The 12,899-nt window shown below is 72.5% G+C and carries 10 protein-coding genes; 4 read left to right on the top strand and 6 right to left on the bottom strand.

From position 1 onward, the window contains the following. Nucleotides 1-88: 88 nt before the first annotated feature. The 3 genes from I5071_RS37225 to I5071_RS37215 all read right to left on the bottom strand — a co-directional run bounded on the left by I5071_RS37225 (nt 89) and on the right by I5071_RS37215 (nt 5,241). Nucleotides 89-1,840, bottom strand: coding sequence for a hypothetical protein (locus I5071_RS37225; RefSeq protein WP_236518120.1), 1,752 nt, complete (start codon nt 1,838-1,840; stop codon nt 89-91). A gap of 228 nt (nt 1,841-2,068) precedes the next feature. Then, nucleotides 2,069-2,863 (bottom strand): hypothetical protein, encoded by a 795-nt coding sequence (locus I5071_RS37220; RefSeq protein ID WP_236518119.1) that lies wholly within the window; start codon nt 2,861-2,863, stop codon nt 2,069-2,071. A 107-nt stretch (nt 2,864-2,970) separates the two neighbouring features. Further along, nucleotides 2,971-5,241, bottom strand: coding sequence for an ATPase, T2SS/T4P/T4SS family (locus I5071_RS37215; protein ID WP_236518118.1), 2,271 nt, complete (start codon nt 5,239-5,241; stop codon nt 2,971-2,973). Nucleotides 5,242-5,550: 309 nt separating this feature from the next. Here I5071_RS37215 and I5071_RS37210 point away from each other — a divergent pair, with 309 nt between their 5' ends. The 3 genes from I5071_RS37210 (at nt 5,551) to I5071_RS37200 (ending at nt 8,572) form a co-directional block, all read left to right on the top strand. After that, nucleotides 5,551-6,366 (top strand): DODA-type extradiol aromatic ring-opening family dioxygenase, encoded by an 816-nt coding sequence (locus I5071_RS37210; RefSeq protein WP_419249685.1) that lies wholly within the window; start codon nt 5,551-5,553, stop codon nt 6,364-6,366. Nucleotides 6,367-6,512: 146 nt separating this feature from the next. After that, the gene (locus tag I5071_RS37205; protein WP_236518116.1) at nt 6,513-7,877 is read left to right on the top strand and encodes a PEGA domain-containing protein; all 1,365 of its coding nucleotides are present in this window, start codon (nt 6,513-6,515) and stop codon (nt 7,875-7,877) included. Beyond that, a complete protein-coding gene (locus I5071_RS37200; RefSeq protein WP_236518115.1) occupies nt 7,877-8,572 on the top strand; it encodes a hypothetical protein in 696 nt (231 codons plus the stop codon). The genes I5071_RS37205 and I5071_RS37200 overlap by 1 nt, the downstream gene beginning before the upstream one ends. Here the strand turns inward: I5071_RS37200 and I5071_RS37195 are convergent. The 3 genes from I5071_RS37195 to I5071_RS37185 form a co-directional block, all read right to left on the bottom strand. Beyond that, entirely contained in the window at nt 8,564-9,844 is a 1,281-nt protein-coding gene (locus tag I5071_RS37195; protein WP_236518114.1) for an MFS transporter, read from the bottom strand. The two genes, I5071_RS37200 and I5071_RS37195, sit on opposite strands and share 9 nt — an antisense overlap. A 183-nt stretch (nt 9,845-10,027) precedes the next feature. Next, the gene (locus tag I5071_RS37190; RefSeq protein WP_236518113.1) at nt 10,028-10,453 is read right to left on the bottom strand and encodes a hypothetical protein; all 426 of its coding nucleotides are present in this window, start codon (nt 10,451-10,453) and stop codon (nt 10,028-10,030) included. A gap of 59 nt (nt 10,454-10,512) precedes the next feature. Beyond that, nucleotides 10,513-11,202, bottom strand: a complete 690-nt coding sequence (locus tag I5071_RS37185; RefSeq protein WP_236518112.1) for a hypothetical protein — start codon at nt 11,200-11,202, stop codon at nt 10,513-10,515. Between the two features lie 227 nt (nt 11,203-11,429). Between I5071_RS37185 and I5071_RS37180 the strand changes: the two genes are divergently transcribed. Next, nucleotides 11,430-12,833: a flavin monoamine oxidase family protein gene (locus I5071_RS37180; RefSeq protein WP_236518111.1), complete on the top strand. Its 1,404-nt coding sequence runs from the start codon at nt 11,430-11,432 to the stop codon at nt 12,831-12,833. Nucleotides 12,834-12,899 lie beyond the last annotated feature (66 nt).

Genomic DNA, 12,899 nt, shown 5'->3' with positions numbered 1-12,899 from the left:
ACGATGTAGCTCGTCGGACGGACGAGAGATGGCCGTTCCCCGCGCCGGGGAACGGACATCTCTCGGCACGCGATGTCCGCGACGAGCGCTACTGCCCGACGCCCTGTCCGCCCTGCTGCGAGAAGATCTGATAGACGTAGTCGCCCGCGCCCGAGGCTGCGCTCACGGTCACCGTGAACTGCCCGTCGGTGCTCGCGCAGTGGCGCACGCTCGGGAACGCGTTCCGCGCGCCCACGTCCGACGCGACCTGCGTCGCGCCCTGCGAGAGCGCCACGTCGAGGTCGCGCACGCCCTCGCCGCCCACCACGACGATCGAGTAGCACTGCCCGCCGCTCAGCTGCACCGAGTGGGTCGCGGTCTGGCCCTCGCGGCGCAGCCGCCCGCGATCGAGCGAGTAGCCGGGATCCGGCAGGAACCCTTCGACGTTGAGCAGCGCCGTGACCTCGGCGAGACGCACGTAGAGGATGCCCGCGAGATCACCGAGGCGCGTGCCGCGCGGCCAGCGATACGCCGCGTACACGTAGCCGCCGGTGCCGCTCACCATCCGCACGGCCATCGTGTAGTTGCCCGTCTGCTCGGGGCACACGCGCGCGGTCGGTCGCGCATCGCCGGCCTCGTCGCGATCCACCTCGCGCCCCGCCGCGTCGCGCAGCGAGAGCGACATGTCCCGCACGCCCGAGTCGCCCACCGCGAGGATCGCGTAGCACTTGCCGCCCTCGAGCGAGACCGCGTACGACTGCTCGCCGCCCTCCGCGAGCTGACCCCGCTGCGACTCGCCGAGGCTCTCGTAGCCGCGCGCGCGCATGTCGGCGTCGAGCAGCGCGAAGTTCTCGTCGAGCCCCGCGCCCGCGCTCGACGTCGTCGCGATCACCGGCACCACCGGCTCGCTCGCCTGCGCCTGACCCGCGACCTGCTGCGCGTACGCGACGGTGAACACCGGGCCCTCACCGCCGAAGTTGCGCACCTGCAGCGTGTAGTTGCCGTCGTCGGGCGCGCAGTACTGCACCATCGCGTCGCGATCGGTGCGCGTGTCGGCCTGCAGGCGCTGACCCGAGCCGTCCTGCAGGAACACGTCGGTGTCGGTCGTGCCCGGCCCGCCGAGCGTCGCGAACGAGTAGCAGCGACCCTGCTCGAGCGAGAGCGCGAACACGCGCTCCTCGCGGTTGCGCAGCAGGAGGCCGCTGGGGTCGCCGATGCGCTGGTAGCGCTGGCTCGACATCTGCTGATCGAGCGCCGCGAGGCGCTGCGTCGTGCCCTCGTCGATCTGCGCGACCTGCGGGCCGCTCGCGGCGCCACCGAAGAACCCGGCGAGATCGACCGGCTGACGGCCGCGCACGAAGTACGGCGCGAAGAAGAACTCGCCCTGCCCGCGCGCCATCTGGATGCGCGCGACGAAGCGCCCGGGGCGCGCCGCGCAGAAGCTGACCCACGGGTGCTCGTCGGGGCGCACGTCGTGGCCGATCGCGCGTCCCGCGGGATCGAGCATCACGAGGTTCACGTCGGTGCCCTGCGCGCCGAAGAGCGCGACCGAGTAACAGTGGCCGCGCTGCACGTCGATCATGTACGCGGTGATGCCGTTGGGCTGCAGCGTGCCGTGGGTCGCGGGCCCGACCGGCACGTACTGCTGCGCGCGCAGCAGGCGGTCGTACTGCTCGAGCTGCTCGCGCGGCGAGCCGTGCGCGACCTCGGTCCCACCGCCGACCTGCACCGTGCCCCCGCGCGGTCGCTCACCTCCGCTCGTCACGACGCCGCTCACCGCACGACGTGAGCGACAGCCTCCCGCGAGCGCCATCGCGCCGATCAGGAGGACGAGACCGAGGAGCCACCGACTCGTTCGCATGCGTTGCTCTCCGAAGCGCGGGCGCGACGGACATCCGTCCGTCGAAAAGGAAGGCCATCGAACCATGCGGGGCGGCACCCCTGCAAGAAGATGCCCTGCCTCCCCGCAGCCCGAGGACGCACGCGACGCACGCGATCTTCACGCGGACGAGCGCGACCCCACGAGCGCCGCCGTGAAGCAGCGTTCGCGGCGTGCGCGCCGTGCGACACCCCGGGACGAGCTCGCGCTTCAGGAAGGAAGACGAGCGGCGAGCGCGTCGACGATCGTCTTGCGCTTCTTGCCGTCCTTCTCGCGCGCGAGGAGCGCCCGGCACGACGCCTCGTCGAGCTCGGGGATGCGCGCGAGGAGCGCCTTCGCCGAGAGCTCCGAGAGCTGGTCGACCTCGGCGTCCGCGGCCTTGCCGACCCAGCGCGTCGACGCCTTCGCGGCGGCTGCGGCCTTGGTGCCGCGGCGCGCGGCCGGACGCTCGGGCTTCGTCGCGAGCGGCTTCGCGATGCGCTTGGGCGCCGCGTGGCCGTTCGACGTCTTGCGCACCGGCGCTGCCTCCGGCTCGACGCTCACGGTCTCCGAAGGCGTGGCCGCGTCCTCGACCGCGACGCGGATGCGCTTCTTCTTCGGCGCACGGGCAGCCGCACGCGCGGGCGCGTCGGCGCGCGCCTCGCTCTCGTCGACGAGCGTCGCGTCCTCGGGCTGCGCCGCCGTCTCGGGCTCGATCGCGGTGATCTTCGCGCCCGGCGTCAGGCGCTGGATGCGGTCGCGCAGCTGCAGACCGACGCGCTCGAGCACGGTCTCGATCGTCGTCAGCACACGACGCTCGAGCTTCTCGATCGGCTTGCCGTTGAGCACGCCGCGGCGCGACGCGATCGTGGTCTGGAGCTTCGTGGCCTCGCGCTCCGCGCGGCCGAGCAGCTGGGCGCCCGTCTCGCGCGTGCGCCGAACGATGACGTGATCGCGCACGTACGCGCTGCCTCGCGCGACGACGTCCTCCCGACGGCGATCGATCGCCTCCCACAGGCTCTGCATGGACACCTCCATGCGGCGGGGGTAACGCGACGCGTCAATTGCGTCAAGCCCACGGATCGGGGCGGATCATCGCTGATCCAGCCCGATCGTGGGCTCGCGCACGGCCGTCAGGACTGGAAGGTCGCCTTGTTCCCGGTCGCGTGGAACTCGCCGGTGTGGACCCAGAGGTCCTGCGCCGTCGGGATCCCTTCGTCGCTCGTGACCTCGGCGATCGAGACCACGCGGCGCACGCCGTTGGCGTCGCGACCGAGCTTCACGACGACGTGGACCGCCGACGCGATGAGGCGACCGAGCGTGTCCGCGCCACCGCCGAGGCCCGCGAGCGCCTCGAGGTGATCGAGCGCCGAGCCGGTCGGCGCGCTGCGCACGCCGAGCACCGTGCCCGCGCCGCGCGACGCGAGCAGGAGCAGCGCCTCGCGGGTCTCGGGGCCGCTCGCTCCGTCGATGACGACGCGATCGGCGCGCAACCGCGGCGCGTGGGCGATCAGCTGGGCGAGGGACACGCTCGAGCTCGCGCCGAGACGCACCGCGTGCGACGCGGCGAGCGCCAGCTCGGGCGAGGCCTCGATCGCGAGCACGCGATCGTCGTCGTCCGCGAGGTTCGCGAGCATCGAGACCACCGTGCCGACGCCGAGCTCGCTCGCGCCGATCACGACGACGTTGCGACGCGCGCTCACCGCGGCGCGCAGCGTCGCCAACATCTCGCTGCTGAGCACGCCCTGCTGCACGAGGGTCTCGCCGGTCACCGGCGCGCGGCCGGTGCGGCGCACCTCGATCACCGGGCCGCGCAGCGCGACCGGCGGCAGCACCGCGACGAGGTGCGCGCCATCGGGCAGCGTCGCCTCGTGCATCGCCTGGCTCGCGTCGAACGAGCCACCGCCGCGCACCACGAGGCGGCCGACGATCGTGACCAGCTGATCCGCGGACGAGAAACGTCCCGGCGCCGCGGTCAGCCCCGCGCCGCGATCGACGAGGATCGAGCCCGGCCCCTCCACCACGATCTCGAGCACGCCCGGATCGTCGAGGAGCGCGGCGAGCGGGCCGAGGCCGAGCGCCTCCTGCACCGCCGAGCCCGCGAGCGCGTCGCGATCACCCGCGGTGCCGCCTTCGCGCTCGAGGCGCGCGATCGCCGCGTCGACGGCCGAGCGCGCCTCGCGCCAGCGATCCGCCGGGATCGCCTCGGGCGGCACGAGCGAGCCGACGTCGATGGTCTCGGCGAGGGTCGCGAGGACGTGGCCGAGCGGATCGCGCACGTCGCGGGCGCGCGGAACCGCTGCGCGGCGCAGCTGCGCGACCGGCGACGGCGCGGCGAGCGGCGCGGTGATCGGGCGCGACTCGGGGATCGGCGCGGCGAGCGCCGGCGTGTGCACCGCGACCTGCTGCGCACGCGCGGGCGGCGCCTCGGTCTGCGGCTCGACGCGGGCGGCCTCCTTGGCGGGCGGCGGCGCGAAGTCGTTGCGCGCGGGCGCGGCTTCACGGACCGGCGCGGCGGTGGGACGGGCGTTCGCGACGACGCGCGGCGAGGGCGCCATCGTCTCGTCGGCCGGCTCCTCGTCGAGCGGGTAGCGATCGGCCTCGCGCGCCGCGGGCGGCGGCTCCGAGGGGACGCGCGGCGCGGGCTCGGGGCGGCCCGGCAGCGGGGGCGGTGCGCCCATGCCTCCCGCCGTCATCGTGGGCTGGCGGGGCGGCGGAGGCGCCGAGCGCAGCGGCGGGGGGCGGCGATCGCCACCGACCGCGACGGCGGGGGACGACGCGACGGCCTGGGCCATCGGGGGCGGCGACATCTGCGGCGCCGGCGACATCTGCGGCGCGGGCGACATCTGCGGCTGCGGGACCGAGATCTGCGGCGCGGGCATCGGCGCCGACATCTGCGGCGGCGGCGACATCTGCGGCGCGGGCGACATCTGCGGCGGCGCCGACATCTGCGGCGGCGACATCGGCGGCGACATCTGCGGCGCCGGGGACATCTGCGGCGGCGGCGACATCTGCGGCGACGCCATCGGCGTGGGGGGCTGCATCGCGGGCGGCGGAGCGCCCATCGCCGCACCCTCGTGCGACCCGCCCGGCGACGCGCCCATCCCTGCGCCCGCGGCCTCCTCGAGCGTGAGGATGAAGTCGCCGATGTAGATCTTGTCCCCCGACTTCACGACGAGGGGCGAGGTGATCTTCCGGCCGTTGACGTACGTGCCGTTGGTGCTCTTGAGGTCGACGACGATGAAGCGGTTGTCCTTGAGGACGATCCGGGAGTGCCGCTTCGAGACGTTGCCCTTCGGCAGGATGATGTCGTTGCCTTGGACGCGGCCGATCGTGACTTCGTTCTTGTCGAAGTCGAGACGGCGCTGGGCGCCGCCCTTCTCGGTGATGACGACGGAGAACATGGTGTGTCTGCGGGTCCTCTCGCGCGTGCCGATGGGCGTGACGGCCTGGGGCCGGGACGGACGCATCGAACCAGGAACGCGCACCGAGAGTCAAGGCGGATCCAAGGCTTGCGTCGCATCCGTTCCCGTGCGCGCAACGCAGACTTGCGCGGGGTGCGCCTTCCCGGCGGCGCCCCGCCGGCGTACAGCGTCTCTGCGAAGATGAGCGACGACCACGACAACCGGATGACGCGACGTGCGCTGCTGGGCACGGCGAGCGCGGGGCTCGTGCTCGCGGCGTGCGCACCGGCGTCGCAGGAGGTTCGAGCGATGACGAGCGGCGGCGGGACGCGGATGCCGGTGGCGTACATCCCCCACGGCGGCGGGCCCTGGCCCTTCGTCGAGCTGGGGTTCGGCGATCCCGCGGAGTGGGCCGCGCTCGCGACGTACCTCCGGGGGCTCGCGCAGCTCGCGCCCCAGCGCCCGCGGGCGATGCTCGTGATCTCCGCGCACTGGGAGGAGCGGATCCCGACGGTGACGACCTCGGAGCACCCGCCGATGCTCTACGACTACTACGGGTTCCCGCCCGAGTCGTACGAGATCACCTGGCCCGCGCCCGGCGATCCCCAGCTCGCGGCGCGGGTGCGCGCGCTGCTCTCGGCGGCGGGGATCGACTCCGCCGAGGACGCACACCGCGGCTACGATCACGGCACGTTCGTGCCGCTCAAGGTCACGTTCCCCGAGGCCGACATCCCGACGGTCCAGCTCTCGATGCGCCGCGATCTCGATCCCGCGTCGCACCTCGCGATCGGGCGCGCGCTGCGCCCGCTGCGCGACGAGGGCGTGCTGATCGTCGGCAGCGGGATGAGCTTCCACAACATGCGCGGCTTCGGCTCCCCCGCGGCGCGCGCGCCCTCGGTCGCGTTCGACGCGTGGATGCGCGAGACCGTCGCGCTCGAGCCGGCGGCACGCGATGCGGCGCTCGTGGCGTGGGACCGCGCGCCCTCCGCCCGGCTCTGCCATCCGCGCGAGGAGCACCTGCTCCCGCTCATGGTGATCGCGGGCGCAGCGGGCGATGATCGCGGAACCGTTCCTTATTCGTCGATCCTGATGGGCACCCAGGTCTCCGCAGTCCATTTCGGCTGACACCGACGTGCGCGCACCTCCGGTGGCGCGGTGGTCGTGTCGGGAACAGGCTCCGCCGTTCTCGACCTCGATCACCACGGACGGAACGCGTGCCACTCGCCTCTCGGAGCTGCTCCACCCTCGGCATCGCGTTGCTCGCGATCGCGATGCTGACGACCCCGAGCGCAGCGGCCGCACAGGACGCGGAGCCATCACGCGAGGCCCGGGCCGAGGCCCGCGAGCGCTTCGAGCGCGCCCTCGAGCTCTACGACGAGGGCCTGCTCGATCAGGCGCTCGTCGAGTTCCGTCGCGCCTACGAGGTCGCGCCCGCGCCGCAGGTGCTGTTCAACCTCGGGCAGGTCTACGCGTCGCTGGGCCGCGCGGTGGAGTCGGTCGAGGCGTTCGAGCAGTACCTGCGCGAGATGCCGCAGCTCGCGCCCGATCGTCGCGCCGCGGTGGAGGCGGAGCTGCGCCGACAGCGCGCGCGCATCGCGTTCATCGTGATCGAGGCGACGCCCGCGAGCGCGATGGTGTGGATCGACGGCGTGGAGGTCGGTTCGGCGTCGTCGGTCGCGGCGTCGGGCAGCCCGATGCGGGTCACCGCGGGCACGGTGCTGGTCGAGCTGCGCGCGCCCGGCCACGAGACGTTCCGCGAGACGGTGCGGGTCGCGGGCGGGCTCACCGCGCGCGTGCGTGCCGCGCTCGAGCGCACTCCGGTCGTGCGCGGTCGGATCCGCGTCACGTCGCGTGTCCCCGGCATCCACGTGGCGATCGATGGTCGCGAGGTCGGCGAGACGCCACTGCCCGACACCGTCGAGGTCGACCCCGGACGCCACACCGTCGTCGCGACGCGCTCCGGCTACGAGCCGGTCTCGCGCGAGGTCGACGTCGCGACCGCGGAGCAGGAAGAGGTCGACGTCACGCTCAGCGTGCTGCGCACCGACGAGAGCGGCACCGCGCGCGTCCGGCTGCGCACGCCGGTGACGCCGCTCCGCATCGCGATCGACGGCGAGGAGGTCGAGGTCCGCGAGGAGCTCGTGCTCCCCGAGGGACGACACGAGCTCGAGCTGCTCGTCCCCGATCGCCGCCCCTACCGCCACACGCTCGATCTCGAGGCGGGCACGGTGCGCACCGTGGCGCCCGAGCTCGAGTGGGTCGATCTCGATCAGCGCCTCGCGCAACACCGCGAGAACGTGCAGAACGCGTGGATCGTCGCGCTGACCGGCAGCGGATTGCTCTTCGGGTCGGCAGTGCTCGCGGGCGTGCTCATCGGCAGCAAGGCCGAGCGGCTCGCGGCGGAGGAGGAGTGCACGCTGGGCGGTTGCTCGGGCGCGTCGGACTTCTCGTTCTTCGAGCAGACGAACAGCGGGCTCTGGGTGCTGGTCGGCCTCGGAGGGTTCGTGGGCGGCGTGCTCGCGTTCGTCGGCGGCGGGATGTTGCTCGACTCGGGCAACGAGGCGCAGGTGCGCGAGAGCGCGTCGGTGCGGGTGTCGCTCGGGCCGGGCTCGCTCGAGATCGCGGGGAGCTTCTGATGCTGGCGCGTTTCGCGTGCGTCCTCGCGACGCTGTGGTTGGCGACGGCGGTGCCTGCGCGCGCGCAGGTGGAGCCCGTCGAGCGCGAGGTCGGGGGCCGCGACGAGATCCGGCTCCGCTGGGCGTTCGCGGTCGGTGCGCTCGGGGCGACGGCGTTGTGGATCGACGTGCCGGTCTGGGAGATCCGCGACGGCGACTTCGCGGACTGGGTGCGCACCGGCGAGTCGCAGACGTTCGACGCGACCACGTGGGCGCTCCTCGGGTCGGCGCAGGTCGGCGTGCAGACCGACGACATCGCGGGAGTCGGCATCCTGCGCGGCTGCGTGAGCCCCGATCTCCCGCTCCATCTCTCGCTCTCGGCGGTGGCCGAGATGACGCTGTGGGACACGCTGCAGCTCGGCATCGGTCCCTCGATCGACGCGATGATCGTCAAGGTGGACGGGCCGGAGCGGACGACGCCCGAACTGGGGGTGACGCGGGCGGTCGGACGGCAAGGCACGTCGACCAGCGGCCCCGACCGGGCGATGCAGGCTGCGGGCTTCGGGCCCGGCATCGAGATGCGGATCTCGGCGGCGACCGGAGGCGGGCCCTACGAGCGGCGCGGGCTCGTGGCCGCGTCGTTCTTCCACCTCACGTTCCTCGAGCGCGAGGTGATGATCATGGGCGGGCTCGAGATCGGGATGCAGTCATTCTGATCGGCGCGGCTCCTCCACGCGGCGGAGCACCAGCATCGCGAGCGGGAAGAGCAAGCCGATGATCACGAGCGCGATGCGATCGCCGCGACCGGGATCGGCGGGATCGGCGAACGCGCTCGACGCGGCGCCGTAGATCAGCGGGCCGACGATCGCGGAGGCGCGCCCCGAGAGCGCGAGGAAGCCCATGAACTCGCCGGTTCTGCCGGGCGGTGCGAGGCGGGCCATCATCGCGCGGCTCGCGGACTGGGTCGCGCCGATCGCGATCGCCGCGAGGATCGCGGCCGGCCAGAAGCTCGCCGCGTCGTAGGCGCGCACCGCGAGCACGATCACCGCGCACCAGATCACGAGCGCGACCTGGATCGCGCGCTTCGCGCCCGCGCGATCGGCGAGCACACCGAGCACCACCGCGCCCGGCGCGGCGATCACGTTGAGCACGAGGAAGAGCCGCACGTTGTCGTCGGGCGTGAACCCGAGGACGCGCCGCGCGTAGATGCCGGTGAAGTGGATCGTGGTGTCGAGCGCGTCGGTGTAGAGCAGGTACGCGACGAGGAAGATCGCGATCGTGCGGTGGGCTCGAGCGCGCGCGATGGTCGAGCGCACCTGGGCGATCGCGTCGCGCGCCAGCGCGCGGGTGATCGGTGCCGGCGCCGCGCGATCGCGCAGCACGATCAGCGTCGGCAGCGAGAAGAGCGCGTACCAGCCCGCGACGACGAAGAACACCTGGGCTCCGCGCGCGGCCTCGGCCGCGTGGTAGTCGCTCGGCAGGAGCGGCCGCACCACGAAGAGCGCGGCGAGCCCGCCGACGTACCCGAGCGCCCAGCCGTAGCCCGAGAGGCGTCCCACGCGATCGCTCGGCACCAGCTCGGTGAGGAACGCGTTGTAGAACACGTACGCGCCCTCGAACGCGACGTTCGCGATCACGAAGATCCCGATCGCGAGCAGCCCCGAGCCGGGAGGCACGAAGCCGAGCGCGGCCGTCGCGATCGCGCACACCGCGACGTAGAGCGCGAGCAGCGATCGCTTGCGCCCGCGGTCCGCGATCGCGCCCATCACCGGCGAGGTCACGACGACGATCGCCATCGAGAGCGCGACTGCGATCGCCCACGCGGACGTGCCGCTCAATCGGAGGCCACCGAGCGCGAGCCCGCGATCGCCGACGAGCACCGCCTCGAAGTACGGCGCACCGAACGCGGTGATCGCGATCGTCGGGAACGCGCTGTTCGCGAAGTCGAACAGACACCACGCGAAGCGCTCGCGCCGTGTGCTCTCCACACCCGATCCCATGCGCCCCGAAGGGCGTCAGTGACTGTCGAAAATCGGCTCGCCCGCCGGAGCCCCGGAGGGACGAGCACTCCGGCAGGGGCTGCCGAAAATCGGCTCGCCCGCCGGGCCCTACCGTCCGCGCGCTCCGCGCGCTCCCGTCCGGGACCGGCGGGACGAGCACTCTCGCAGGGCTCAGTGCGCCTCGCGCTCGCGCCCCATCGACACCTGCGCGGCGAACGCCGCGATCCACGCGACCACGATTCCCGCGAACGCGAGCCCGAACCCCAGCGGCAAGAACGGGACGAACGGGATGCCGGAGAGGTCGGGGCGCGGGCTGTTGCCCTGGAGCGCGACGAAGACGCTCGTGATGAAGCTCAGGACGACGTAGAGGACCATCGCTGCCCCGGTGAACCCGAGGAACCCGGCGATCGCGAGCAGCGCGAGCGATCCCGGGCCGAACCGCGCGGGCACGTCGTCGGGCACGCGCGCGCGCCGCCCGCGCCGTACCTGGGGCGCCGCGCCCTCGTCACCGCGACGGCGGTTGAGCAACGCCCCGATGATGGTCGTCAGGAGACTCCCGACGACGCCGATCAGAGCGACGATGATCTCGACGTCCACGACGCACCTCGTGCAGCGCGTCTCGGTCGAGCAAGGGCCACGCCCGAGTCTCGCGACGCTCAGCCCGCGTGCAGCATCGTGCGGATCGAGCCGTCCTCGAACTCGACCTCGATCTTGTTCGGCGGCACCAGCGCGCGCACTCGACCCACGCCGAACTTCGCGTGCGAGACCGCGTCCTCCACCGCGAAGCGCGTCTGCATCGACCACGGGCGCGCCTTGTCACGCAGCCCGTCGAAGCGCGAGCGCACCTTCGCCTTCGCGCTCTCCTGTGCCGCCTCGGCCTCGCGCTTGTGCGCGGCGCGCGCGTCGGCGTGGATCGTCTCGGCGCGCGCCCGCACCGCACCGAACGCGCGCTTCGACGCGAGCACGCGCTCGATCAGCGCATCACCGATGCGCGCGACGATCGGCTCGATCCCCGCGTGCGCGCTCCACTCCACGCCCTTGCTCGAGAAGCGCCCGGCGCGGCCGCGCTTCAGCGCCGGCAGCAGCGCGGCGAACGGCTCCGCGAGCGCGACCTCGCCGATCGACTCCGCCGCGCGCGGCACGTCCTTCACGACCCAGTCGGGCACGTCGTCGACGAAGTGTGCGAGCCCACGTCGTTGCACCTCGGCGCGCATCGCCCACAGCGTCACCAGGGCGCGCGGCTCGGGCGCGAGCTCCTCGAAGAAGCGCCGATCCTCGACGCACGCCAGCAGCACCGGCTCGATCCACACCGCGGCGTCGTCGCGCCGCTTCGACGGGTCCGTCATGAGGCGCGCGAGCCTACGCCATCCCGATCGCGTGATCACTCCAGCTGGAGTGCTCGCTGGCGCAGGGCACGCACGGGAGCGTGCGGAGCACGTGGACGGGAGAGCCCTGCGCCAGCGAGCCGATTTTGGGCACTCCGATCACGGCGCGATTAATCGTTGATTAAACAATCATCGACCCGGGATCGAGACGGGGAGCGCCTCTCTATGCTCGTCACGGGAGGGCGCCCGTGATCCAATCCGTCTTTCGTCTGACCTGCATCCTGCTGCTCGGTCTCGGTGTCGCGAGCTGCGCGGCCACGCCCGAGGAGGAAGACGCGCTCGACACGAACGCCGAAGAGCTCGTGTGGCCGCGGCGATCGATGCGCATCGCGGTCGTGGGCGCGGGCCCCTCGGGCCTCACCGCGGCGCAGACACTGCGCGATCTCGGGTATCGCAACGTGACGGTGTTCGAGCGTGAGGATCGCGTCGGCGGCAAGGTGCACTCGCTGCGCGCCGGGGGTCGGGTGACCGAGCTCGGCGCGGTGTTCGCGTCGCCGGACTACCACCTCGTGCTCGGCCTCGCGGATCGCTACGGCATTCCGTACGAGGAGTACCAGACCGATCGCGGCATCCTCGATCAGGGCGTGGTGCACTCCGCGGAGTCGTTCCTCTCGAGCCGCTACTCGCAGCTCGAGCTGATCGGCGCGCTCGTCGCGTACGCCGGGGTCCAGGCGCGGTTCGCGCAGCTGAACCTGAGCGGCTTCGCGTATCTGCCCGACGAGCTCGATCTGCCCTTCGACGAGTTCGCGGAGCGGAACGGCATCACGCCGATCGCCGAGCTCGTGCGCAGCGTGATGGTGGGCTTCGGGTACGCGTACTACGAGGACGCGCCCGCGATGTACTTCATGAAGCTCATCCCGTGGCTGGTGAAGCTCGGCGGTGAGCGCGGCCTGCAGCAGGCGCCGTACTACACGTTCCCCACGGGCTATCAGTCGATCTGGGAGGCGGTCGCCGGCGAGCTCGACGTGCGGCTGAACTCCGAGGTGACGTCGATCACCCGTCGCTCGTCGCGCCGCGGCGCGCCGATCGAGATCACGATCAACGGCACGCGACGCTACGAGTTCGACGAGGTCATCGTCTCGGTCGCGCTCAATCGCGTCGGCGACTTCATGCCGCTCACCGACGAAGAGGACGAGCTCTTCTCGCAGGTCGAGAGCGAGCGCTACTTCTTCAGCGCGTTCACCGCGCAGGATCTGCCGCGCGAGAGCGTGCTCTTCTTCCACGACAACGCGTTCCCCGAGATGATCGACCACGTGAACGTGTGGGCGAGCCGCGATCAGTCGCCGCTGATGGTCGCGTACCAGATCGCCGACTGGAGCTCGTCGTACGACTCGATCACCGCGACGCTCGCGGCCGACGTCGCGGCGCGCGGTGGGCGCTTCGGCGCGCTGCAGCTCCGGCAGGAGTGGGACTACTTCCCGCACGTGAGCACCGAGGCGCTGCGCGGCGGGTTCTACGAGCGCGTCGAGTCGCTCCAGGGCGAGAACCACACGTACTACGTGGGCAGCACGCTGAGCTTCGAGACGGTCGAGCACTCGGCGCGCTACGCGCGCGATCTCATGATCCGTCACTTCCCGCCCGCGTTGTTCTGATCCGAGAGAGAGCCGCGTCCGCGCGGCTTTTTCTTTGACTCTGTCGTTAGCGCGCGCTAACTGTCC

Source organism: Sandaracinus amylolyticus, from assembly GCF_021631985.1.
Taxonomy (GTDB): domain Bacteria; phylum Myxococcota_A; class Polyangia; order Polyangiales; family Sandaracinaceae; genus Sandaracinus; species Sandaracinus amylolyticus_A.
This window is presented reverse-complemented; position numbering and strand designations above follow the sequence as displayed.